This window comes from Agrobacterium sp. LR_9 (genome assembly GCF_041954855.1).
Taxonomy (GTDB): Bacteria; Pseudomonadota; Alphaproteobacteria; order Rhizobiales; family Rhizobiaceae; genus Agrobacterium; species Agrobacterium leguminum.
In genome coordinates, this window is record NZ_JAVAYA010000004.1 from 14,000 (window position 1) to 35,752 (window position 21,753).

Genomic DNA, 21,753 nt, shown 5'->3' on the forward strand with positions numbered 1-21,753 from the left:
CGGGCAAACTAGAACCTCAAGCGCCATTGAGGTCAAGACGGCTTTTTCACGCAATCCGGCCGGACGGAATTTAGTGACGGAATTCAAGGGCGGCAGGAACCCTTCGCGCCTCCGGACCGTTTGTCGAATGAACGGACAGAAAGGACACCGTCATGGACCGCGAGAAAATCCTGCCCCGCAACGAAGACGCCATGGATGAGGACCTCCTCGATCTCGATATCGACGCCCTTCCCGCCAAGGGAGAAATTCCGCAATCCATCGAACAGGAAATCGAGGAAGAAGAGGCGGAGAGCGAGGACGATCCCTATCAGGAAAGCGACGAGGCCCTGCCCGACGATGCCGAGGAACGGGTGATCGACCGCAACCCTTCGCGGGAGGGCGGGGCTTTCGACGAGGTTTAGGGAAGATTCGGCGCGCGACGGGACGAAAGGCGCGTGAGCATATGGCGCAGATGATCCTGCCCGCCGAAAAAAACCGCGAGAATACGCACGGTCTTTTCACCCTCATCGACATCGAAATAAAAGACAGCCTGATTTTTCGTTACCCGGCGAAGGCCGGGCAATATTTCAGGCAATAATGTCCCCTGAAAAGGCGCTTTGTGAAGCGCTTCCATATCCGCTTCAATTGACCCCACGCGTCGCGCAGCGCGCGCAAAAGCCCCCGGCAAGGCGTCGCCAAGGTCGAGATAGGACTGGATGAGATGATCGAGAATGAGGCCGAGGTCCTGATCCGTCTGTGTCGAGCGCAGGACCTTAAAGGCCATAACCGGCCTTCTTGGCTGCGATCATCGCTGCCGTTCTTTGCTTGCCCTCTTCCACGGAGACGAAGTCGCCCTGCCGTCGCTCGACCAGCAAATCACGAAGCGCGGCAAGTTCGGCGTCCTTCAGTTCCATTTCCTGCCGAAGCAGTTCCAGCCCTCGCTGGACGACGGCACTGAGGCTGGCATAACGCCCTTCCTCCACCAGCCTGCGGGCGAAGCTATCCTGTTGATCGGAGATGGAAACTGACGCCTTGACGGACATTGTGGCACTCCCTCGACAGGAAAGATGATGCTACTCAGTAGCACATCTTTCCTGCTCATTCCAGCAACGAGACGCTTCAGCCCGCCCGTTCCGGCGAATAACCGGCTTCGCGGATCGCCGCTTCCGCGGTTGCGGCATCGCCCGTCACGGTCAGCCTGTGGGCATCGAGGTCGATGCTGACGGATGCGCCGGGAAGAGCCTCCGTGAGAGCGCCGCGCAGCGTCTTTTCGCAATGGCCGCAGGTCATGTCCGGAATGAGGAAGGTGGTTGCACTCATGGTTTTCTCCTTCTGGCCGGTCGCGATGTTCTCGCACCGGCCGTCATTAAAGGTCAGTGGGTTCGCGCGCGTCTGGCGTCGGTCTTATCCGCGCCCGCGAGATCGTCGAGGATGGGACAATCGGGCCGGTGGTCGCCGCCGCAGCAATGGGCGAGATGGGAGAGCGTCTTCACCATGCTCTTCATCTCCGCGATTTTCTGTTCGAGATCGGCGATATGGACGAGCGCAATCTCCTTCACCGCCGAACTCTCGCGGGTCTTATCCTGCCAGAGTTTCAGCAGCGTCTCGGTTTCTTCCAGCGAAAAACCGAGCGTGCGCGCCCGCTTGATGAAGCGCAGATTGTGCACGTCCTGCTCGCCATAAACCCGGTAATTATTGCCGGTGCGGGCGGCCGGCGTGATGAGGCCGATCTGCTCATAATAACGGATCATCTTGGCGGAAACGCCCGATGCTTCCGATGCCTGGCCGATATTCATGACGTCACCTCCCGATGGGCCACCTTCGCCCGTTTCAACCGCAGCGCATTGGCGAGAACGAAGACGCTGGAGAGCGCCATGGCGCCCGCGCCGATCATCGGCGATAGCGTGATGCCGAAGGCCGGATAAAGTACGCCCGCCGCAACCGGTATCAGCGCCACATTGTAACCGAAAGCCCAGAACAGGTTTTCCTTGATGTTGCGGATGGTCGCCCGGCTCATCTCGATGGCGTTGACCGCACCGAGAAGATCGCCGCCGACCAGCACCACATCGGCGCTTTCGATGGCGACATCCGTGCCGGTGCCGACAGCGATGCCGATATCGGCCTCGGCCAGCGCCGGCGCATCGTTGATGCCGTCGCCCACGAAGGCCAGCACCTTGCCGCCTGCGCGCATCTCGTGGATCGCCTTCACCTTCCCCTCGGGCAGCACTTCGGCCACCACGCGGGAAATGCCGACCTGCCGGGCGATTGCATTCGCCGTGCGTTCATTGTCGCCCGTCACCATGGCCACTTCGATGCCCATCTCCTGCAACGCCCTGATGGCAGTCACACTCGAGGGTTTCAGCGGATCGGCAACCGCAATCGCGGCCGCCAGCCTGCCGTCGATGGCGGCATAAAGCGGCGTCTTGCCCTCGTCACCCAGCCTTGCGGCGGCCTCAGCGAAGATATCCACGGAATGGCCGAGTTTCGCCATGAACCGATCCGCGCCGACTTCGACCCTGCGGCCGTTGACGGTGGCGGCAATGCCATAACCCGTGACGCTTTCGAAGTTTTCGACGGTCATGGGTTCGAGTCCCTCCGGGGTCGCAACCTTCTTTTCTTCCGCAGCCCGGACGATGGCTTCGGCAATCGGATGTTCCGAGCGGCCCTCGACGGCGGCGACCAGCGCCAGAACCGCGTCATCGGCAAACCCTTCCGCAACCACCAGATCGGTCAGTTCCGGGCGGCCCTTGGTGACAGTCCCCGTCTTGTCGACCACGACGATCTCAGCCGAGCGCAGTTCCTGCAGCGCCTGTCCCTTGCGGAACAGCACACCCAGCTCCGCCGCCCGGCCGGTGCCGACCATGATGGATGTCGGCGTGGCGAGACCCATGGCGCAGGGGCAGGCAATGATGAGCACCGCGACCGCATTGACCAGCGCGAAAGTATAGGCGGGTTCGGGACCGAAGATCGCCCAGACGATGAAGGTCAGCACCGCGATAGCGATGACAACGGGCACGAAAAGCGCAGTGACGCGGTCCACCAGCAGCTGGATCGGCAGCTTTGACCCTTGCGCCTCCTCCACCATGCGGATGATCTGCGACAGCATGGTATCCGCGCCGACCTTGGTTGCCTTGAACTTGAAGGCGCCGGTCTTGTTGATGGTGCCGCCGACAACCGTTGCGCCGACCGTCTTTTCCACCGGCACCGGTTCGCCCGATATCATGGATTCATCGACATAGGAGGAGCCTTCGACGACTTCGCCATCCACCGCCAGCCTTTCGCCGGGGCGGATGACGACGATATCGCCGGCCACGAGGTCTTCGGGGGAAATATCGATGGTAGCGCCGTCGCGCTCCACCCGGGCGGTCTTCGCTTGCAGGCTCATCAGCTTGCGGATGGCGTCTCCCGTGCGGCCGCTGGCACGGGCTTCTAGAAGCCGTCCGGTCAGGATCAGCGTGACGATGACGGTTGCCGCTTCATAATAGACGAACTGCGCCTCTTCCGGCAGCAGGTCGGGCGCGAAGGTGACGACGACCGAATAGAGATAGGCCGCCGTCACACCCAGCGCCACCAGCGAGTTCATTTCCGGCGCGCCGCGCAGCAGAGCCGGGAAACCGGTCTTTAGGAAACGCAGGCCCGGTCCGAAAATCACCGCCGTCGCCAGCGCGAAATAGATGTAATAGAGGTTCTGCGTGTCGATGATGCCCATCAGCCAGTGATGCATCGGCTCATAAAGATGGCCGCCCATTTCCAGCACGAAAAGCGGCGCGGTCAGGATCGTGGCGATCGTCAGGTCGCGTTTCAGCGCGCCCTCTTCGCCGGCATGCTGCATATGGTCGTGGCCGCCGGCCTCGCCCGCCGCCATCTGGCCGTGGCCCTGATGATGTCCGTGGTGCTGGCCGTGACCGTTGTGGGCGGAATGGTCGTGCGGTGTCGGCGTCTTCAGCGCGAACCCGGCGAGCTTTGCCGTTTCCACAAGCGCATCCCGTTCACGCCGCCCGCCAATCGTTTCCACGGAGGCCTTGCCGGAGGCAGCGTCGACCTTGACGGCGATTGTGGTGGCGACCGCTTCCAGAACGGCCTTCAGCCGCTCGGCCTCAGCCTCGCCCCGCAAGCCTTCCACCGCAAATTCGTGACGTTCCGGCGCGATATCGTAACCGACCTTCTTGATGGCGGCGCCAAGCGTTCTGGCCGAAAAACCTTCGGCCGGCTCGACGGTGAGCTTCTTCGTGGCGAAGTTCACGGAACTCGACATGACACCCGGCACCTTGGCCGCGGCCGTTTCCACCCGCCGCACGCAGGAAGCGCAGGTCATGCCTTCCACGGGAATGGAAACTGGTTCATGTCGATGGGCGTGTTTGACTGTCTCGTTCATGGGAAATCCCCTTTCGAGACCCTATGTAGAGATTCCCATGATGGGAAGGTCAAGGGAAGCGGAAACTTTTTGTTGAACACACAATCGTGAGTGCAGCGGGCTTCTTGTTGCCGCCCGCTGACGGACACCTGATAACCACGCTATCTCGGCCCATAGCGTTCACATTTCCATGCGCCAAGATATCACCCTCATTCCTGTGCTTGTCACAGGAATCCAGTCGACGCGCGTCGGCGCGACGGGAAGAGTCCTTTCAGCCCAAGGACTTGGGCTGGCTGGATCCCTGTGACAAGCACAGGGATGAGGGAAGGAACACGTCGCAAAAACTACGCTTTTATGAGATGCGTGCAGCTACCGATGCACGGCCAGCCGGGGAATATCGCGCAGGAAGGCATCGCGCACGGCGGGGCCGAGCGGCTCGTCGGACGGTTTGTCGGAAACGCGCAGTCTTGCGAAGACGATGTGCTGGCCTTCGCGCTCCGCCCAGCCGACGAACCAGCCGAAGGGGCGGTTGCGGTCGGGATTGCCCTTTTCGTCACGCATGTAGCCGGTGCCGGTCTTGCCATGCACGCTCCAGCTTTCCGGCGCATCGAAGACCGGCACGATTGCCCTGGTCTTCGCCTGCGCATCGCGCGAGACCGGCAGATTGCCGGCCAGAAGGCGGCGGAGGAAGCCGACCTGTTCTACCGGCGAGACCGTCAGCGACGATCCGAGCCACGAATGGGTCAGGCCGTTGTTCTTGCCCGGCTCGCCGGAAACATCGGCATTGCCGTAACCGAGGCGCTTCACATAGGCGGCGAATTTTTCCGGGCCGAGGCGGCGGGTGATTTCACGCGAATACCACAGCACCGAATCCTGCTCCCATATCGAAGGATCGACCGTCTTGCGGTCGGAGGCGCGCGCCTCCGTGCCGGGTTTCCAGTCCCAGGCGGGCGTCTTTTCATCCTGAAGAATGCCGGCGTCGTAACCGATCAGCGCAAGCGGCACCTTGAAGGTGGAGGCCGGCGCCACGCGCTGATCGCAGGCGCCCTGCTGGTTGATGATGGCGCCGGTCTCGATGGAGGTGACCAGCGTGCATTCGAAGGCCTGGGGCTGTTGCTGGGCGTCAGCGGAAAACGGCAGGAGCCCCGGAAGGGCGAGGCATGAAAGAACGATGGCGGGCAGCCGATAGCGCATGCGTTTTGATGTCCCTCGTCCGCTTTTGCGGATCATTTGCCGGAATGGCCGGAAGCTGTCTTTGATTTCAGACAAGTCGTAACCCGAAACCGTGACACGCTTTCGGGCGACACTGCCTTAAGGGAACGATGGGGCAGGAATAGGACCAAAACGAAAATAGACGTTTTCCGTCACATCCGTTCCTTTTCGCCTGCCCTCTCACCCACTGTCAGGGGCCAGTCGACCACATAATCCTCGAAGTCGTCAACATCCACATCGGCCTCGCTGACGGTGCGGCCGCGGGCGGAAATGCCGGCCTGATGCACCGTTTCCGTATCGCCGGAAACGAGATAGTGCCACCAGTACAGATCCTTGCCGTCGCGCACCAGCGCATAGGCGCATGTGGGCGGCAGCCAGCCGATCTCATGCACCTTCTTCAGGTCGAGCTGGATGCAGTCCGGCACGGTGGCGCGGCGGTTTTCGTAATCGGAGCATCGACAGCTCTCGCCGTCGAGCAGCACACAGCGAACCGAAGTGAACACCACTTCGCCGGTGTCCCAGTCCTCCAGCTTGTTCAGACAGCACAGGCCGCAGCCGTCGCACAGGCTTTCCCATTCCTCACCGGTCATCTCCGTGAGTGATTTGGTTTTCCAGAACGGCGCGTCATTCATCGTTAACATTTCCGTTTCATTTTGATCTCTTGGACGGGAGTGTTTAACCGGTCCCTAATCCTTTATATCGTATCGCCAAGGGCTGGTTTGTACGATATTTTAGCATATTGGCAGGCGGCAGAGGGGTCATTGGCCCGCGAAAGGCCGCCGCGTCAAGCACTTCCGACATAACCATGCCACGGTTTTGCGTCGGGAATGGGTTGAAGCGTAGAATATCACGCAGACATATCGATGGCCGCGTTGCGTTGAACAGGAAAACATCGCCAGGTGCAGGAAGAAAAAGACGATAAAAAAGGCCGTAAAAAACGGCACATCCTGCTCCGGATCGATAGCTTCATCGACTCCGGCCTGTGGACGGCTGCCGCAAGGCTGGTGGATTTCTGGGAAGACGTCACCATCGCCTCGCGCAAGCTGCATGTGCGTGGCTGGAAGAAGCTCCTCGTCAACCTCACCTGCGACGCGCTGACCTTCGGAACGGCGGGGTCCGTCGTGCTTCTGGCGCTCGCCATGCCGGCCTTCGAGGAAACCAAGAAGGATTGGCGTTATCGCGGCGATTTCGCCGTCACCTTTCTTGATCGTTACGGCAACACCATCGGCCATCGCGGTATCATTCATGAGGATTCCGTTCCGATCGACCAGATGCCGGATCATTTCATCAAGGCGGTGCTGGCGACCGAGGACCGGCGCTTCTTCGACCATTTCGGCATCGATTTCATCGGCCTTGCCCGCGCCATGAGCGAAAACGCCCGCGCCGGCGGCGTGGTGCAGGGCGGCTCGACGCTGACGCAGCAGCTCGCCAAGAACCTGTTCCTGACCAATGAGCGCTCGCTGGAGCGCAAGATCAAGGAAGCCTTCCTCGCGCTGTGGCTCGAGACCAACATGTCGAAGAAGGAAATCCTCAGCCTTTATCTCGACCGCGCCTATATGGGCGGCGGCACCTTCGGGGCGGCGGCGGCGGCGCAATTTTATTTCGGCAAGAACCTGACCGATGTGACATTGGCCGAATCCGCCATTCTGGCCGGCCTGTTCAAGGCGCCGGCCAAATATGCGCCGCATGTCAACCTGCCGGCCGCGCGTGCCCGCGCCAACACCGTGCTTTCCAACCTGGTGCAGAGCGGGTTGATGACCGAGGGTCAGGTCATCGGCGCGCGGCGCAACCCGGCCACCGTCATCGACCGCGCCGATGTGAAGGCGCCGGATTATTTCCTCGACTGGGCTTTCGACGAAGTGCAGCGGCTGGCCGCCGAGGGCAAGTTCAAGGACCACACCGTGGTCGTGCGCACCACCATCGATACCGGCCTGCAGCAGGCGGCCGAACAGGCGATGGAAATGGGCCTGCGCGAATTTGGCGAAGGTTACCGCGTCAAGCAGGGCGCGATGGTGATGATCGAGAACGGCGGCGGCGTGCGCGCCATGGTCGGCGGACGCGACTATGGCGAAAGCCAGTTCAACCGCGCCACGGCGGCGCTGCGCCAGCCGGGCTCTTCCTTCAAGGTCTATACCTACTCGGCCGCCATGGAAAAGGGCATGAAGCCGGAGACGCTGATCTCCGACGCGCCGGTGACCTGGCGCGGCTGGTCGCCGCAGAATTACGGCCGCTCCTATGCCGGCAAGGTGACGCTGCAGATGGCGCTCGCCAAATCCTACAACACCGTGCCCGTGCGTCTTGCCAAGGACGTGCTCGGCACGCAGGTCATCGTCGATACAGCCAAGGCCATGGGTGTCGCCACGCCGCTGCGCAGCGACAAGACCATTCCGCTCGGCACATCTGAAGTGACGGTTCTCGATCAGGCCACCGCCTATGCCGTTTTCCCGGCCGACGGCATGCAGTCGCGCCGCCACGGCATCGAGCAGGTGCTGGATTACGAGGGCAATGTTCTCTACGATTTCAGCCACAACGAAGCGCCCGCCAAACGGGTGCTTTCCGAAGACGCCAATTCGAAGATGAACCAGATGCTGGTGACCATACCGGTCATGGGCACGGCCCGGCGCGGCGCGCTGGATAACGGCATCGTTTCCGGCGGCAAGACCGGCACGTCGCAGGCCTATCGCGACGCCTGGTATGTGGGTTTCACCGGCAATTACACCACGGCCGTCTGGTTCGGGAACGACGATTTCACGCCCATGAACAACATGACAGGCGGCGCGCTTCCGGCCATGGCCTTCAAGCGGCTGATGGACTACGCCCATCAGGGCATGGAGCTGCGACCGATCCCCGGCATCCAGAACCCGCTGCCGACAGGCGCACGCCCGCAGCCTTCTGCGGAAGTGGCGGCCGCTGCCACCAGCACCCCCGCCTTGCCGGCGCTCACCCGCCCGCGCTCGCTTTCGGCCGAGGCAACGCGTGTGATCCGCTCCATCGCCAAGAAGATGAAAGACGCTTCGGCATTGAGTGTGACGACGCAGAAGGTGGCGGATGCGTCGTTGCGGGAAGGCGCGGAGGATGCGGCGCGGCGGTGAGGTGTGGCGCATGCCTGATGATTCTGTCGGAGTGCGCGGCTTACCCCCCTCTGCCCTGCCGGGCATCTCCCCCTCAAGGGGGGAGATCGATCTGCGGCGAAGTTTCGCCCATCTCAAGGTTAGAGAATGAAGTGGCGGTAGGGCCACCAGCCGATCTCCCCCCTTGAGGGGGAGATGCCCGGCAGGGCAGAGGGGGGTGAGCCAAGCACTCCGCCGCCGCCGTGTCTCCAAATCCGCAACTTATCGCAACAACACCGCCCTCGCCGTCTCCACCACATGCGACGTCAACACCCCAAGCCGCTCCGCCGCGAGCCGGTTGACCTGCCAGTAAAGCGGAATATCGAGCGGTGTGCCGGGAACGACCTCCACCAGCCTGCCCGTCTTGAGATGATCCCCCACAAGCTGCACCGGGTTGAGCCCCCAGCCTATGCCGGAAAGGCTCGCCTTCACGAAACCGTCGGTCGAGGGCAGCCAGTGGGTGGGATAGGCGATATCCTCGCCCAGCACCTTCCTGACCCAGCTCGCCTGCAGCCTGTCCTTCTGGTTGAAGGTGAGCCCCGGCGCGCGGGCAAGGGCGGCGGGCGTGACGCCCCCGGCGAAATGGCGGGCCATGAAATCCGGGCTGGCGGTGGCGTGATAGCGCAGCACGCCGAGGGCCAGGACCCGGCAGCCCTGCACGGGCTTGGCATGGGCGGTGACGGCGGCGAGCACCCTGCCGCCGCGCAGCCATTCCACCGTGTGATCCTGATCGTCCACCGCAATATTGACGAGATAATCGCTGCCGCCGGTGAATTTCGAAACCGCATCCAGAAACCATGTGCCGAGGCTGTCGGCATTGGTGGCGATGTTGAGCGTCACGCGCTCCTGCGCTGCACCCGCTTCCGCCAGCGCCGGAAGCTGTCGGAACAATTCGCTTTCCAGCATGCCGACGTGATCCATGTGACGGCATAGCCATTCGCCCTTTTCCGTCGCCACGCACGGGTTGCCGCGCACGATCAGCACCACGCCCAGCCGCTCCTCCAGTTGCTTGATGCGCTGGGAGACGGCCGACGGCGTGACGCACAGCACCTGCGCCGCCTTTTCGAAACTGCCGGTCTGAGCCACGAGCGCCACGGCCCGCATGGAGGGATAATCGAGCATTACGGCACCTCATGCAGGGTTTGGAGGTGGCGTGAGGGCCCTGGAAGCCATAGGTGACGGCCTCTCTCTCCCTCATTCCTGTGCTTGTCACAGGAATCCAGTCGACGCACGTCTGTGCGGCGTAAGAGTCTTTTCAGCCCCACGACTTGGGCTGGCTGGATTCCTGTGACGAGCACAGGAATGAGGGTGGAGAGATGGCAACGTTGTGGAAAACCGAAAGGTTGAAGAGAGAAGTGCGCCATTAGCTCAGCTTATCCGGATTGAGTTAATTTAACTGGATTAAACTATCCGGCGGAAATATCCAAGCACTCGGTCCGGAAGCAACGCCTTCGGCCATTCCGCAATGGACAGAGGCAGGGGCCGCGACGCGCATGGACATCCAGATCTTCTTCACCGGCCTGACGATGGGCCTCAGCCTCATCGTCGCCATCGGCGCGCAGAATGCCTTCGTTCTGAAGCAGGGGCTGGCGCGCTCGCATGTGTTTGCCGTCTGCGCCACCTGCGCCATTGCCGATGCGCTGTTGATTACCGTCGGGGTTTTCGGTTTTCAGCGGATCAGCGCCATCATGCCGGCGCTCGATCCCATCATGCGTTATGCGGGGGCCGCCTTCCTCATCTGGTATGGCGCCAAAAGCCTGCATTCGGCGCTGCGCTCCTCCGAGGCGCTTTCGGTGGCGGAGCGGCAGGAGGCGAGCCTGTGGCAGACGCTGGCCATCTGCCTTGCGCTGACCTTTCTCAATCCGCACGTCTATCTCGATACCGTCGTGCTGCTCGGCACCATTTCCACGCAGTTTCCCGGCTTCGAGAAAACCTTCGCGGCGGGCGCGGCTACCGGTTCGCTGGTGTTCTTCTTTTCACTGGGTTACGGCGCGCGCTGGCTGCGGCCGATCTTCGAAAAACCCTCCGCCTGGCGCATTCTCGAAGGCGTCATCGCCGTCACCATGTGGGCCATCGCCTTCAAGCTCGTCATGGGCGCCTAAAGCGGCGGCGTATTCCCCTCTCCGATATCCCAATAGAGCCCGGCCATAAGGGTAAGCGCCTCGCGGGCGATCTGCTTCGGCAAATGTTCGTTCGGCGCATGCTGCGAGCAGCCGGGATAGGAATGCGGCACCCAGATGGTGCGCAGTTTGAGGATATCGGCAAAGATATCATTGGGCAGCGAACCGCCGAGATTGGGCAGAAGCGCCGGTTTTCTGCCCGTTGTGCGCGCAATGGAGCGCAGCGTGAAATCCACCCATGGATCCTGCGGATCGAGGCGGGTGGCGCGGAAAATCTCGTCGCCGGCAGGCGCGATTTCCACCATGGCGAAACCCTGCCGGTCGAGGTGACGCCGCACCGCGGGCAGAACCGCTTCTGGATCGATACCGACGACGAAGCGCAGTTGCAGCCGCGCCCATGCCCGTGGCGGAATGGCGTTGACCGGCGCACGCGGATTGCCGGTCTCGAAAGCCAGCACTTCCAGCGCACACCAGCCGAAAACCCGCTCGGCGGTGGAAAGGCCGGGCTCGCCCCAGTCCGGATCGATCTTCGGGCCGTCCGGCCCGCCATCGATTTCACAATCGGCAAGGGCCTCACGCACCGCTTTCGGCAATTCCTCCGGCACCAGTTCCGGCACGCGGATCTGGCCGGTCGGGCCGACAAGGCTTGCGACGGCATGGGCCAGCTGCACGCCGGGATTGGAGAGCGCGCCGCCCCAATTGCCGGAATGATGGCCGCCCTCACGCGCCTCGATCACCAGATCGAAGGTGATGCCGCCGCGCGTGCCGAGAAAAACCGTCGGCCGTTCCGCATTCAGGCGCGGGCCGTCGGAAGCGATCAGAAGATCGGCTTTCAGCCGCTCGCCATGGTTCCGGCAAATCTCTCTCAGGCCGGGGGATCCCCTCTCCTCGCCCATCTCGATCAGATATTTGGCGTTGAAACCAAGCCTGCCGCGTGTCTCGAGCACGGCCTTCAGCGCCGCCATATTGACCGAATGCTGCCCCTTGTTGTCGGCGGTGCCGCGCCCATACCACCTGCCATTGCGCTCAGACATCACAAAAGGCGAAAGCCCCTCGGCCCAGCCCTCGTCCTGCCCGCGCACGACATCCCCGTGGCCGTATCCCAGCACGGTCGGCAGCGTGCCGCCTTCGAAACGCTCGGCGATCAGAAACGGCAAATCCGCCGTCGGATCACGCAGGATGGTGCAGGAAAAACCCATGGCGGCGAAAGCGGGCAACATTTCCTGTTCCAGATAAAGCGTCAGCTCCTCGCCCTGCTCCTCATTCTGGCTTTCGGTCCGTCGCAAAACGCGTCGCGACAAATCCCGCTCGAAGCTGCCATCGTCGAAACAGGCGGCGGCACGGTCGATTGCGGATTGTCGCGACATGATGGAATATCCCCGGTTGTGATCATTTTCACGGAGACTAAACAAGCCGCGCCATTTTCCAAACAGGGAATCAGTGATAGTCCTCGACCTGTTCATAAACGGGAAAACAGCGTGTTCCGAGTTCCATTCCTTGTCGGCATCGCCCTTCTGATCGCCTTTGGCGGCGGTATTGCCGCGACGTTGGCAGCCCTTGAGGCGACATCGGGCTTTGGATCGATCCGCATCGGCTCCTGGGATGCCTTTCCCGAAGCGCAGACGATCGAGGCCGATCCTTACGCCAAATCGCATCGCGCCGACGCCGGCAAGCTGCTTTACGGAACCGCGGAAGGGCTGGCTTTTACCGCCTCCGTCGACAGCGATGGGCAACGCCTGAGCGGCGAGTGCCGATACCGGCTGGCGGGCGCCGTGCCGCCTGCACGTTTCTGGACGATCTACACCGCCGACCAGCAGGGCAATGTGCTGGCGGAGGATGCGGGGCGGCCCTTCGCGCTGAATTCCCGCACGCTTTTGCGCAGCGCCGATGGCGGCATCGACATTACCATCGCCGCTGACGCCCAGACCTATAACTGGCTGTCGGTGCCGCAGGGCCAGACTTTCAGGCTGGTCATGACCCTTCTCGACACGCCCGTCGCGGGCAGTTCCGGCCTGATCGACATCTCCATGCCGCAAATCCGCAAGTTGGGGTGTGGCAATGCTTAGGGTCCTGCTCGCCATCCTCACCGGTCTCGTCGGCGCAGCTGTGCTGCATGTCATCATTCTTCTGGCGATACCGCATTTCAGCAATCGCGACGCCTATACGCGCGCGGTGGCGGAAGGAAAGCCGCATCAGTTTCATCTGCTCGAAGAGACGACGGAGAAAAAGACGCTTGGCAGCGGCGATCCCTTCATGCGGGTCGCGGTCTGCACCTTCGATATCGAGGACAAGCCGGTCAGGCTCACCGCCATCGGGGCCGTGCCCTTCTGGTCGGTCGCGGTTTACGACAAGGCCTCGAATGAGGTGTTCAGCATGAATGACCGCACATCCGCCGGCGGGGTGATGGATATTCTGGTGGCGGATGCGGTGCAGATCGCCGCCATCCGCAAGGCGCAGCCACCTGCGCTTTCGCAGGCCATTCTGGCGGAATCGGATCAGACGGAAGGATATGTGGTGTTGCGGACCATGGTGCCGCAGCCGAGTTTCGGCGAAGAGGCGGAACGGTTCCTGAACGAGGCGAAATGCCAGCCGACGGCGTGGAAATAACGTCGGTTATTCTCTGCAGTCAGGATTTGAGGGCGGTTTCCGCTGCGGATTTGCCCTTGCGCGCGACTTTTCCGGTCGGCTCGGTATCGCGTTTTTCATAGCGCACGCCGGTAAACAGCACGACTTTCGCCGGGCCGATCACCGTTGCCACCGCGCCGGCGGGGCGCAGGCTTCGTCGGGCGTCGCCGATTGGAATAATCTCTGCCATGCTCATCTCCTCTTCGGGACATGATTGTCAATGTTGCCCATGGGAACCGCGCAAGCCTCGTCTTGCGTCGGGAATTTCATCACCATCACATTGCGCATAGGCCAGTCCACAGACTGGTTTTCGCACGATCCAAAAATCCAAAGCGATTCTTATAAGGGGATCGTGCGCAGATTCAGGCTTCGCATGCCATTTTTGCATTTATTCCGTCGATAAGAATAACATGGAATCCTAATACTGCCCATGAAATTACAAACAGACAGAGGTTAATGATCCGTTAACCTTAATTGCCGGACCCCAACTTATTCCGGCCGGAGCCGCACCCCTTGAAAACAAAGGCGATGCGGTAAAGTTCCACGACATTTCATCCGTCATCAAGGTTTTAAAATTTCCTTGTTGATAGAGGCGGATTCTCTCTTGCCACCCCCCATAGTTAACAGGACGTCAACGCATTTGCTCTAATTTGAGCCGATATTGTGTTTGCGTTTGTTGGGTAGTGCATTGACCGACCGGTTTCGAGAACTTGAGAGGCCAAGAGCCGTGAGGAAGAAAGATGTGGTGCTGATGGCCACCGTGACGAATTTCGAGAATGTCTCCCATCCGTCAAAAACGGACCTTCGGCAGTTCGCCGAACTTTTCATGCCGCTTTTCAACGCCTCCACCGACGAAGCCAAGCGGGAGGCCATTGCCGCGCTCTCCCAGCATCCGAGCGTGCCTTCGGCTGTCGCTTTCTTCATCGCCTGCCAGCCGATTTCGCTTGCGGCGCCCTTCCTCATCTCCTCCAAATGCCTCGATGACGACACGCTGATCACCATTGCCCGCACGCAAGGGGCGGCGCATGCGCGCGCCATCGTGCGCCGCGAGGACCTCTCCCCCACCGTCATCGATGCGCTTGTCGGGCTGCGTCACGCCGAAGATCTGAAGCGGCCGGACGGAGAAACGGCGGCTGCCGAACCGCAGGCGGCGGAAAGCCCTGAAGAGCCGAAAGCGGAAGAAAAGACGGACACCATCGCCGCCGCTTCCGCACTTGAAGAGGAAATGCGCCAGCGCATCAAGCAGATGGCGCATCACCTCAACCGCCCGGAAAGCGACGTGCTCGGCCTTCGCCGCCTGAGCGAGGTGCAGGAAGCGCTGCTGGTACGTTTCGCCCGCGAGCGCAATGCCCGGCAATTCGCCGTGGCGCTGGCGGATTCTCTCTCCTCCAGCTACTGGCTGTCGGAGCGCATCATGCTCGATATATCAGGCGCACAGCTGGCAACGACGCTGACCGGCCTTGGTATGGAGTTTTCCGAGGCGGCTTTCGTGCTGCAATGTTTCTATCCGCATCTTTCCGCCGCCGAAGGCGATATGAGCCGTGCCGAAGCCCTGCTCGACCGTCTCGACATCGTGGAATGCGAAGAGCGGCTGGAAAGCTGGCGGCGGGCCGACAGCTATACGCATGGCCGCGAACGGCCGGGCCGCAGCGCACCGGCTGCGCAGAGAACCGGGACACAAGGGTAAGCGCGGCTGGCCTTGCGTCTTCACGGGTTGAAGAAGCGGGCCATTGCCGGACAATTCTAGGCCCTGGGCTGATCCACCAGCGTCAGCAGGGTCCCGATCTCATCGGTTTCGATCTCCACTACCCACAGGTCGCTGTCGAAGCGTCGTTCCCTCTCAAGAAGAGCGGCGCTTTCCTCGCCATCCGCACCGGCAAGGCGCGTTTCGAAACGGCGCTCGGCGCGGACTTCCTCGTCATCGGCAAAGCTCTGCGGCGCGGGTCCGTAGAGATTTTCGCGGCCATCGCGCAGGCGCTGACGAATGAAAATCGCCCCCGCCTCCTCCTCCCCCTTTTTTTCGACAGCCGCAAATCCGCCGGCCGCGAAGACGCGGCGGATGAGGGCTGAGACGAACATTTCGGATTTGAGGCGCATGGGGTGCTTTCGATGGAAACGGTGGGGGGCTGTTGTTGATTTTGGGCGGTCGAAGGTGCTTGGGGCTTACCCCCCTCTGCCCTGCCGGGCATCTCCCCCTCAAGGGGGGAGATCGGCAGGAAGCGCTATCGCCACTTCATTCGCAAACGCTGCGATGGGCGAGACCCAACCGCGAGTCGATCTCCCCCCTTGAGGGGGAGATGCCCGGCAGGGCAGAGGGGGGTAAAGCCCCACGCACCGCAGCCGCTGTCAAAATCTAAAGCGCCCCGATCGACTTCAGCTTCTTCAACACGGCCTCGCTCGGCTCACCGGTTTCCGGCAGGCGATAGTGTTTCTCAAAGGCGCGGATGGCGTTGCGGGTCTGCTGGCCGGCCACGCCGTCCACCTTCACGTCGGCATAGGCGATATTGATCAGCCCCTGCTGGATCTTGGCGATCAGATCGCGGCTTGCCGGTTTGGCCGCGCTGTTGAGAGAGGCCGGTTCGGCCTTCGGGCGCGGCGCTTCCGCCTTGCGGATGGCGGCAGCCACGGGGTCGATCTCGACGCCGCCGCTGCTATCGGCAGGCCGGTCCCTGGGGATCGCCGCAACCGTCGCACCATCGATCCTGAGCGCCGCCAGCACGCGGGTCGTCGGTTCGCCGGTCTGTTCCATGCCGAGCGTTTCTTCGAAGAACATGATGGCGGCGGCGGTGCGTGGGCCCATGCGGCCATCCGCCTCGCCTTCGTAAAGCCCGCGTTTCTTCAGTTCGGCCTGAATATCGGCGACGATCTGCTGCGGCTTCTGGCTTTCGGCAACGGGTTGCGCCGGCGTTTCGGCCGCCGGCTGCTGCGCGTTTTGCGTCTCCGCCGGTCGTTCTATGCGGAAAGTGGTGACGTTGCCCTGTGTGCCGAGCGGTTCGGCCGGGCGATAACCGGCGATGCCGTTCGGGTTTTCCGCATCGCGCGTGCGCAGGAAAGGTGACGGGTGCACGCCCGGCTGATACCAGAGCGCATTGGCGGCGATAAAACCGAAGACGACCGCGAAGGCGCCGCAGCTGCCGACCAGTTTCGGATGGCGCAGGATTTCGCGCCCGATGGCCGAAACCACCAAGGAAACAATCCCGGCGCCAATCTGGGCCGTTGTTTTCTTAGGCGATTTTCGCTTTCGCGGGGCCATCGTCACCATCCTTTTTCATCATTGCGGCCATATCGCCGAGCTGCCGGATGCGCGGTGGAAATTCCACCATGCTTTCGGCTTCGGCGCTTTCGCCGCCACCCGCCATGCCGGAACCGTCGGCAGGCAGGGTGATCGTTACGACCGTTCCCTCGCCGGGCTTGCTGGCGATGGCGAAAGTGCCGCCATGCAGTGCCACAAGCCCCTTGACCAGGGACAATCCCAGACCCGTGCCCTCATAGCGACGGGTATATTCATTCTGAACCTGCATGAAAGGCTGGCCCAGAAGCTCGATCTTGTCGGAAGCGATGCCGATGCCGGTATCGCTCACCGTCAGCTTCAGCATCGCACCCTCACGCGCGGCGTCGATCGACACCACACCACCGGCATCGGTGAATTTTATGGCGTTGCCGGCAAGATTGATCAGAACCTGCCGTATGGCGCGCTGATCGGCCGAGATTTCGCCGATACCGCGCTGGATACGGCTGGTCAAAGTCAGGCCTTTTTCCTTCGCCTGCAGGCCCAGCATGGCCTCGCAGGACGAGATGGTCTCGGCAATCGGGAAGCTTTCCATCATCAGCTCGTAACGGCCGGCCTCCAGCTTGCTCATATCGAGCATGGTGTTCACGACAGAGAGAAGATGCGCGCCGGACTGGCGGATCAGGCCGACATATTCCCGCTGGCGGTCGTTCTCCAGCCGGCCAAAATATTCGCCCGCCAGAATATCGGAAAAACCGAGGACGGCGTTGAGCGGCGTGCGCAATTCGTGGCTGACGGCAGCGAGAAAGCGGGATTTCGCATCATTGGCCGATTCCGCCTCGGCTGCCTTGCGGGCGACATCGCGGCGCAGAAGCTCCATCTCCGTGACATCGGAAAGCTGGGCGACGATGCGGCGTAGCCGGCCGCTGGCGCTGCGGATTGCCGTCATCTCGATACGCGCATGCATGAACTGCGCCTGACGAGACTTTGCACCGGTCTCGAAGCGGAGTTTGGCGGTTGCCCTGTCCTCGCCCTGCCGCAGCAGGTCGAAGGCCTGCATCAGCTCGATACGGTCCGAGACATAGACATATTCAACGAGGGAATGGTCCTTGCTGGCCTGCAGAGCGGCCGGGAAGGTCGTAAGATCGCGGCCGGAGACGTGTTCGACGAAGCCGGTGTCACCGATCATGAGCACGAGGCCCGGCACCTGCGTAGCGGCGATCAGGTCGTTATCGCCAAACGCGGCGGAAAAGGAGGACGCACCGCGCGTGGGACGCGAAAAGGCAATCAGCAATGCTGCGGCGGCCAGAAACAGCGCCAGCACGAGGGCAGCGCCGATGGGCAGCGCGATGGCGGGGCTGAAAACGAGGCTGAAGAGGGCTGGTACCACCAGAAGTCCGACGACGCTGAAGGCGATAAGCCGGCGCAGGCGCGCAACGGTTCCGGCGCGCCTTTCGGCGTCCTCTTCCATGCGCGCAAGCCATCTGCCTGCGGCACGGTCGACCCATGCGACCGCTTTTTCTCTCATATTACGCAATACCAACACCGAATCCCTGAGGCGGTTCTAACGGCTCCGACAATAGAAGGCGGCGGCTTAAGGAATGGATAAAAAGAATGGCCTCGAAGGCCCGTCAAATGCCCCGCAGTCCCATTACGGGGCATTTCTTCGAAGCTTTGCCAATCATGGTTAATGACGGGTAAGCGACGGATTTCGCTTCATTTTTGCCATCGCGTTAACTTTTGTGGCAAAGCTTTCCATCGCTTTGCCCCGGAACGCGCGGCCTCTGTCGCAATTATGCTTAACATGGACTGTTAAAATGCGAATGAATTGATGGCAGGCGTCCCGATGCGAGGAGAATAGATACAATTTGAATTAAATTGCGTCGCTTTTTGCAATCGGCTGTTCGCCGGTCGCGTGTAGCTTCTTCACAAGCCCGAAAAACGGGACAAAGGCCGATGACCCGAAACCGGGCGGGGCTTTAGAAAACAAAGATCGTCTGGCAGGGTAGTCTGACAATGTGGTTTCTGATCAAGGGAACATTCTGGTTTTCGCTGGTGCTGGTGGCGCTGTCCTATTTCGGCAGCAGCAATGATCCGGCCAAGGAACCTTCGGCCTTCGATATTCCCAGCGCCGTTTCGGCCGCCGGTGAAGCCTATCGTTATGTCAGCGCCATCTGCATCGAAAAGCCCGATGTCTGCGTCAAGGGCGCCGAAACCTTCCATGCGCTCGGTGAGCGGGCAAAGGAAGGCGCAAAGGTGGCCTATGAGCTGCTGGACAAGCAGCTTGCTTCCGGTGACAAGCCCGCCCCCGCCGCTGAACTCGCGGCCGAGACCGAAAAACTGGCCGAAGCCCCGGTCGTCAGCGTCGAATTTCCGAAGGATGCCGACATGCTGAAGACCGGCACCGTCATTCCCCTGCCGCAGAAGCGCCCTGCTCCCTGATCTATGCCGGCCACCGCGCCGCACTTTTTTGCGAGCGGAGATTTCCGCCGCCGACTGCCTGCCTGACTTGCCTACGGAAACCTGTTTTCCGTGGGCTTTTTCATGGTCCATGGTTCAAAACCGGCCGCACTTCGCCTATATCCTAAGAAAGACCTGCAATAATGGATGATACGGCGCGCAAATGGCCTCTCTCGAAACGATCCTTGACGACTTTGCCTTCCTCGATGACTGGGAGGATCGCTATCGTTATGTCATCGAACTCGGCAAGGCGCTTCCCGATCTGCCGGAAGACAAGCGCACGGCCGAGAACAAGGTGCATGGCTGCGCAAGCCAGGTCTGGCTCGTCAGCCATAGCGATGGTGCGGAAGACCCTCTCCTGACCTTCGAAGGCGATTCGGATGCGCATATCGTGCGCGGCCTCGTCGCCATCGTGCTCGCCGTTTATTCCGGCAAGAGAGCCTCCGAAATCGCCGGTCTCGACGCCATCGAGGTATTCGACAGGATCGGGCTGGTGGAGCATCTGTCTTCGCAGCGCGCCAACGGCCTGCGCTCCATGATCAAGCGCATCCGCGAGGAAGCCCGGCTGCTGGCCGCCTGACCTTCACCTTGTCATCGGCGGGCGATAATCCGCATCGCCCCAATGGTGTTCCTTCCTGCCGGCGCGGGCCGCAGGCGGCGCATAATGGCGGGCAAGCGCCAGCAGTGCGGCGCGCAGCAGCAGTTTTGCCGACCGCGCCGGCCATTGCCTTTCGCGCTCCACCGTCTCCAGCCCCTTTTCGAAGCAGCAGATATCGATGGCGACGCCCGACAGTTCTGGCCCCATCGCATCGGCCGCGCGGGAAAACCGCGTTCTTGCGGCCATTGCCGCCTCGGTGAGATCGAGCGCGCCTCCCGCCTCCCCTTTCGTCCGGCTCGCTATTCTCGGCTCCCATGTCGCCGTTACCTTCGGGTTGAGATGGCCACGATGAAAATCGGCGGCGAGGCGCTCGCCCGCCTCCAGAGCATCCGCCGGGAAAAACGCCGCACCGTCCCGTTCCTTCAGCCTTGCAAGGCTGGTCAGGGGAGAGGTGTTGAGATTGCGCCGCGCCTGCTGCTTCGCATCGCCGACATCCACAATAACCGTCTGCATATGCCGGTGCTGTTCCTGAAAGACCTCGTCCCGGTCTTTCACTATTGCCCGTTTCAGGCAGGAGGCGAGCGGTGGCGCGGCGGAAAGGGTGTTTTCCCGCTGCTCGACCAGCCCGGAGGAAATGGCAAACCGCACCGTCGCGGCCGGAAACCGCAGCGCCGTGTGGCCTGCCCGCGCTCGGCGCAGGACGATATCGCCGCCCTCCTGCGACATCTCGGCCGCGCCCGCAGCGATGCAACGCAGCAGCCGCAGGAGATGAGGGTTCGGGGAGGCAACCGGGGTGCTTTTTTCCTTACTCATCCCGGGCGCCTTTCATCGCGTTGAAGATACTGCCGGTGAGCCGCTCCAGCGCGGCGACGAACTCATCGAATGCCGGTTCGTCACGCCGGTCCTCCACCACCTGGCAGGCATGGCCAACCGTCGTCCTGTCCCGGCCGAAACACGGCCCGACATCCGACATGGGAATGCCGAGCTGCACATGGCAAACATACATGGCGATCTGGCGGATGTGGCATTCCGTGCGCCGGCTGTCGCGGCGGACCAGCGTTCGGTCGCCCGTCAATTGCACCATCTCGCCGGTGAGCTGCCGTACCAGACGGCAAAGACGGGAAATCTCATCCCGCCCGGCCGCAGACGGCCAATGACGAAAGGGACGATCACCGACCCGCGCACAAGGCCGCGCGGCGGCAGGCAGAAACATTGTATCCGACGGCATATGCAACTCCTCTACGAATAGGAATTAATTCATACACCCTAGAGCAAGCATGGGGAAGCGCAAATTTGGCATGGGGGATTATGCGATTGATACGGCTTTATTTTTGCAGAATTGATATGCGCAATAAAGGATTTTTTTCCTCAATCGAAATTTTGAGCGACATAAAAAGTCGGTCGAGAACCGGTTCCCGGGTCTGGTGCGATGCAGTTCTCGATCGCGAAAAACCCCTCTCACGGCGCAGGCGCGCCAAAGCTGGATGCGGGATATGGGCCGGCAGAACGGCGGTGAGGTCTTCGAACCCCAGAAACGAAATCGGCCGGTCAAAAGACCGGCCGTATTGCCTTGCGACTTCCGGCTATCTGTCAGGACAGCAGCCGGACTGTCTTTAAAATCAACGGCTGGCCTTGCGGCGCTGACCGAGACCCATTTCCTTGGCGAGCCGCGAGCGGGCTTCGGCATAGGCGGGCGCAACCATCGGATAGTCGACCGGCAGGTCCCATTTTTCGCGATATTCTTCCGGCGTCATGCTGTGATGCGTCGTGAGATGCCGCTTGAGCGACTTGAAAGAGCCGCCACATTCCAAACAGACGATGTGGTCATCCTGAACCGACTTGCGGACAGAGACGGCAGGCTTCTGCTTTTCGACATTGACCGCCACCGATGCCGGTGCCGATGTTCCGCTGAGTGCCGTGTGAACATCCGAAATAAGGCCGGGAAGCTCAGTTACCGGAACGACGTGGTTGCTAACATAGGCAGCCACAATATCCGCAGTCAGTTCGACCAGCAGATCCTGGGCGTTACCGTATGCAGTTTCCGTCATTTAAGTATCTCCTGTTTA

At 61.6% G+C, this 21,753-nt stretch carries 24 protein-coding genes; 8 read left to right on the top strand and 16 right to left on the bottom strand.

Going from position 1 to position 21,753, the window contains the following annotated elements; translation table 11 throughout:
- Positions 1–152: 152 nt before the first annotated feature.
- Positions 153–401, top strand: coding sequence for a hypothetical protein (locus RAC79_RS06370; RefSeq protein WP_078051558.1), 249 nt, complete (start codon positions 153–155; stop codon positions 399–401).
- On the opposite strand, the gene RAC79_RS06375 is transcribed toward RAC79_RS06370, so the two are convergent.
- From RAC79_RS06375 to RAC79_RS06405, 7 genes are all read right to left on the bottom strand, one after another.
- On the bottom strand, positions 398–763 hold the full coding sequence (locus tag RAC79_RS06375) for a type II toxin-antitoxin system RelE/ParE family toxin (protein ID WP_174038938.1): 366 nt from the start codon (positions 761–763) through the stop codon (positions 398–400). The two genes, RAC79_RS06370 and RAC79_RS06375, sit on opposite strands and share 4 nt — an antisense overlap.
- Positions 753–1,022: a type II toxin-antitoxin system ParD family antitoxin gene (locus tag RAC79_RS06380; RefSeq protein ID WP_174038937.1), complete on the bottom strand. Its 270-nt coding sequence runs from the start codon at positions 1,020–1,022 to the stop codon at positions 753–755. Before RAC79_RS06380 ends, RAC79_RS06375 begins: the two co-directional genes overlap by 11 nt.
- 76 nt (positions 1,023–1,098) lie before the next feature.
- Positions 1,099–1,299 (bottom strand): heavy-metal-associated domain-containing protein, encoded by a 201-nt coding sequence (locus RAC79_RS06385; RefSeq protein WP_080817386.1) that lies wholly within the window; start codon positions 1,297–1,299, stop codon positions 1,099–1,101.
- Positions 1,300–1,352: 53 nt separating this feature from the next.
- The gene (cueR, locus tag RAC79_RS06390) at positions 1,353–1,775 is read right to left on the bottom strand and encodes a Cu(I)-responsive transcriptional regulator (protein ID WP_078051560.1); all 423 of its coding nucleotides are present in this window, start codon (positions 1,773–1,775) and stop codon (positions 1,353–1,355) included.
- Positions 1,772–4,354 (bottom strand): heavy metal translocating P-type ATPase, encoded by a 2,583-nt coding sequence (locus RAC79_RS06395; protein ID WP_174038936.1) that lies wholly within the window; start codon positions 4,352–4,354, stop codon positions 1,772–1,774. Before RAC79_RS06395 ends, cueR begins: the two co-directional genes overlap by 4 nt.
- Positions 4,355–4,702: 348 nt before the next feature.
- Positions 4,703–5,527, bottom strand: a complete 825-nt coding sequence (gene blaOXA, locus RAC79_RS06400; protein ID WP_020811374.1) for a class D beta-lactamase — start codon at positions 5,525–5,527, stop codon at positions 4,703–4,705.
- A 170-nt stretch (positions 5,528–5,697) separates the two neighbouring features.
- Complete coding sequence (locus tag RAC79_RS06405; protein WP_065654208.1) at positions 5,698–6,177, bottom strand: YcgN family cysteine cluster protein; 480 nt, start codon at positions 6,175–6,177, stop codon at positions 5,698–5,700.
- A 267-nt stretch (positions 6,178–6,444) separates the two neighbouring features.
- Between RAC79_RS06405 and RAC79_RS06410 the strand changes: the two genes are divergently transcribed.
- Positions 6,445–8,637, top strand: a complete 2,193-nt coding sequence (locus RAC79_RS06410) for a transglycosylase domain-containing protein (protein ID WP_065654209.1) — start codon at positions 6,445–6,447, stop codon at positions 8,635–8,637.
- 240 nt (positions 8,638–8,877) lie between these two features.
- On the opposite strand, the gene RAC79_RS06415 is transcribed toward RAC79_RS06410, so the two are convergent.
- A complete protein-coding gene (locus tag RAC79_RS06415; protein WP_174038935.1) occupies positions 8,878–9,777 on the bottom strand; it encodes a LysR family transcriptional regulator ArgP in 900 nt (299 codons plus the stop codon).
- A 371-nt stretch (positions 9,778–10,148) separates the two neighbouring features.
- Here RAC79_RS06415 and RAC79_RS06420 point away from each other — a divergent pair, with 371 nt between their 5' ends.
- A complete protein-coding gene (locus RAC79_RS06420; RefSeq protein ID WP_059753851.1) occupies positions 10,149–10,757 on the top strand; it encodes a LysE/ArgO family amino acid transporter in 609 nt (202 codons plus the stop codon).
- Here RAC79_RS06420 and RAC79_RS06425 read toward each other — a convergent pair.
- On the bottom strand, positions 10,754–12,142 hold the full coding sequence (locus RAC79_RS06425) for a M20 family metallopeptidase (protein WP_174038934.1): 1,389 nt from the start codon (positions 12,140–12,142) through the stop codon (positions 10,754–10,756). The genes RAC79_RS06420 and RAC79_RS06425 overlap by 4 nt on opposite strands.
- Positions 12,143–12,253: 111 nt before the next feature.
- Between RAC79_RS06425 and RAC79_RS06430 the strand changes: the two genes are divergently transcribed.
- Positions 12,254–12,841: a DUF1214 domain-containing protein gene (locus RAC79_RS06430; protein ID WP_003522305.1), complete on the top strand. Its 588-nt coding sequence runs from the start codon at positions 12,254–12,256 to the stop codon at positions 12,839–12,841.
- Positions 12,834–13,382 carry a membrane protein gene (locus tag RAC79_RS06435; protein WP_035261158.1) on the top strand — a complete coding sequence of 183 codons (549 nt, stop codon included), beginning with the start codon at positions 12,834–12,836 and terminating at the stop codon, positions 13,380–13,382. The genes RAC79_RS06430 and RAC79_RS06435 overlap by 8 nt, the downstream gene beginning before the upstream one ends.
- 19 nt (positions 13,383–13,401) lie before the next feature.
- Here the strand turns inward: RAC79_RS06435 and RAC79_RS06440 are convergent, their stop codons facing one another.
- On the bottom strand, positions 13,402–13,590 hold the full coding sequence (locus tag RAC79_RS06440) for a hypothetical protein (protein ID WP_035261156.1): 189 nt from the start codon (positions 13,588–13,590) through the stop codon (positions 13,402–13,404).
- A gap of 561 nt (positions 13,591–14,151) precedes the next feature.
- Here RAC79_RS06440 and RAC79_RS06445 point away from each other — a divergent pair.
- On the top strand, positions 14,152–15,087 hold the full coding sequence (locus RAC79_RS06445) for a DUF2336 domain-containing protein (protein WP_236774803.1): 936 nt from the start codon (positions 14,152–14,154) through the stop codon (positions 15,085–15,087).
- 56 nt (positions 15,088–15,143) lie between these two features.
- Here RAC79_RS06445 and RAC79_RS06450 read toward each other — a convergent pair whose 3' ends face one another.
- From RAC79_RS06450 to RAC79_RS06460, 3 genes are all read right to left on the bottom strand, one after another.
- Positions 15,144–15,497, bottom strand: coding sequence for a DUF1491 family protein (locus tag RAC79_RS06450; RefSeq protein WP_174038933.1), 354 nt, complete (start codon positions 15,495–15,497; stop codon positions 15,144–15,146).
- 256 nt (positions 15,498–15,753) lie between these two features.
- Positions 15,754–16,653, bottom strand: a complete 900-nt coding sequence (locus RAC79_RS06455) for a peptidoglycan-binding protein (RefSeq protein WP_174038932.1) — start codon at positions 16,651–16,653, stop codon at positions 15,754–15,756.
- Positions 16,625–18,157: a HAMP domain-containing sensor histidine kinase gene (locus RAC79_RS06460; RefSeq protein ID WP_174038931.1), complete on the bottom strand. Its 1,533-nt coding sequence runs from the start codon at positions 18,155–18,157 to the stop codon at positions 16,625–16,627. Before RAC79_RS06460 ends, RAC79_RS06455 begins: the two co-directional genes overlap by 29 nt.
- 488 nt (positions 18,158–18,645) lie before the next feature.
- Here RAC79_RS06460 and RAC79_RS06465 point away from each other — a divergent pair, with 488 nt between their 5' ends.
- Positions 18,646–19,071, top strand: a complete 426-nt coding sequence (locus RAC79_RS06465) for a DUF5330 domain-containing protein (protein ID WP_003522299.1) — start codon at positions 18,646–18,648, stop codon at positions 19,069–19,071.
- Positions 19,072–19,252: 181 nt separating this feature from the next.
- Positions 19,253–19,669 carry a SufE family protein gene (locus RAC79_RS06470; protein WP_080817400.1) on the top strand — a complete coding sequence of 139 codons (417 nt, stop codon included), beginning with the start codon at positions 19,253–19,255 and terminating at the stop codon, positions 19,667–19,669.
- 3 nt (positions 19,670–19,672) lie between these two features.
- On the opposite strand, the gene RAC79_RS06475 is transcribed toward RAC79_RS06470, so the two are convergent.
- From RAC79_RS06475 to ros, 3 genes are all read right to left on the bottom strand, one after another.
- Positions 19,673–20,500, bottom strand: a complete 828-nt coding sequence (locus tag RAC79_RS06475) for a DUF6456 domain-containing protein (protein WP_174038930.1) — start codon at positions 20,498–20,500, stop codon at positions 19,673–19,675.
- On the bottom strand, positions 20,493–20,915 hold the full coding sequence (locus RAC79_RS06480) for a helix-turn-helix domain-containing protein (protein ID WP_142846494.1): 423 nt from the start codon (positions 20,913–20,915) through the stop codon (positions 20,493–20,495). Before RAC79_RS06480 ends, RAC79_RS06475 begins: the two co-directional genes overlap by 8 nt.
- Positions 20,916–21,306: 391 nt before the next feature.
- Positions 21,307–21,735: a MucR family transcriptional regulator Ros gene (gene ros, locus RAC79_RS06485; protein WP_003509257.1), complete on the bottom strand. Its 429-nt coding sequence runs from the start codon at positions 21,733–21,735 to the stop codon at positions 21,307–21,309.
- Between the last annotated feature and the right edge of the window lie 18 nt (positions 21,736–21,753).

Bases quoted from the DNA above. Each gene is read 5' to 3' on its own strand.
- ros (WP_003509257.1), bottom strand. From the start codon at position 21,735: ATGACGGAAACTGCATACGGTAACGCCCAGGATCTGCTGGTCGAACTG.
- RAC79_RS06450 (WP_174038933.1), bottom strand. From the start codon at position 15,497: ATGCGCCTCAAATCCGAAATGTTCGTCTCAGCCCTCATCCGCCGCGTC.
- RAC79_RS06475 (WP_174038930.1), bottom strand. From the start codon at position 20,500: ATGAGTAAGGAAAAAAGCACCCCGGTTGCCTCCCCGAACCCTCATCTC.
- RAC79_RS06370 (WP_078051558.1), top strand. From the start codon at position 153: ATGGACCGCGAGAAAATCCTGCCCCGCAACGAAGACGCCATGGATGAG.
- RAC79_RS06425 (WP_174038934.1), bottom strand. From the start codon at position 12,142: ATGTCGCGACAATCCGCAATCGACCGTGCCGCCGCCTGTTTCGACGAT.
- RAC79_RS06380 (WP_174038937.1), bottom strand. From the start codon at position 1,022: ATGTCCGTCAAGGCGTCAGTTTCCATCTCCGATCAACAGGATAGCTTC.
- RAC79_RS06420 (WP_059753851.1), top strand. From the start codon at position 10,149: ATGGACATCCAGATCTTCTTCACCGGCCTGACGATGGGCCTCAGCCTC.
- RAC79_RS06395 (WP_174038936.1), bottom strand. From the start codon at position 4,354: ATGAACGAGACAGTCAAACACGCCCATCGACATGAACCAGTTTCCATT.
- RAC79_RS06385 (WP_080817386.1), bottom strand. From the start codon at position 1,299: ATGAGTGCAACCACCTTCCTCATTCCGGACATGACCTGCGGCCATTGC.
- cueR (WP_078051560.1), bottom strand. From the start codon at position 1,775: ATGAATATCGGCCAGGCATCGGAAGCATCGGGCGTTTCCGCCAAGATG.
- RAC79_RS06415 (WP_174038935.1), bottom strand. From the start codon at position 9,777: ATGCTCGATTATCCCTCCATGCGGGCCGTGGCGCTCGTGGCTCAGACC.
- RAC79_RS06465 (WP_003522299.1), top strand. From the start codon at position 18,646: ATGTGGTTTCTGATCAAGGGAACATTCTGGTTTTCGCTGGTGCTGGTG.
- RAC79_RS06405 (WP_065654208.1), bottom strand. From the start codon at position 6,177: ATGAATGACGCGCCGTTCTGGAAAACCAAATCACTCACGGAGATGACC.
- RAC79_RS06435 (WP_035261158.1), top strand. From the start codon at position 12,834: ATGCTTAGGGTCCTGCTCGCCATCCTCACCGGTCTCGTCGGCGCAGCT.
- RAC79_RS06375 (WP_174038938.1), bottom strand. From the start codon at position 763: ATGGCCTTTAAGGTCCTGCGCTCGACACAGACGGATCAGGACCTCGGC.
- RAC79_RS06460 (WP_174038931.1), bottom strand. From the start codon at position 18,157: ATGAGAGAAAAAGCGGTCGCATGGGTCGACCGTGCCGCAGGCAGATGG.
- RAC79_RS06480 (WP_142846494.1), bottom strand. From the start codon at position 20,915: ATGCCGTCGGATACAATGTTTCTGCCTGCCGCCGCGCGGCCTTGTGCG.
- RAC79_RS06455 (WP_174038932.1), bottom strand. From the start codon at position 16,653: ATGGCCCCGCGAAAGCGAAAATCGCCTAAGAAAACAACGGCCCAGATT.
- blaOXA (WP_020811374.1), bottom strand. From the start codon at position 5,527: ATGCGCTATCGGCTGCCCGCCATCGTTCTTTCATGCCTCGCCCTTCCG.
- RAC79_RS06440 (WP_035261156.1), bottom strand. From the start codon at position 13,590: ATGGCAGAGATTATTCCAATCGGCGACGCCCGACGAAGCCTGCGCCCC.
- RAC79_RS06445 (WP_236774803.1), top strand. From the start codon at position 14,152: ATGGCCACCGTGACGAATTTCGAGAATGTCTCCCATCCGTCAAAAACG.
- RAC79_RS06470 (WP_080817400.1), top strand. From the start codon at position 19,253: ATGGCCTCTCTCGAAACGATCCTTGACGACTTTGCCTTCCTCGATGAC.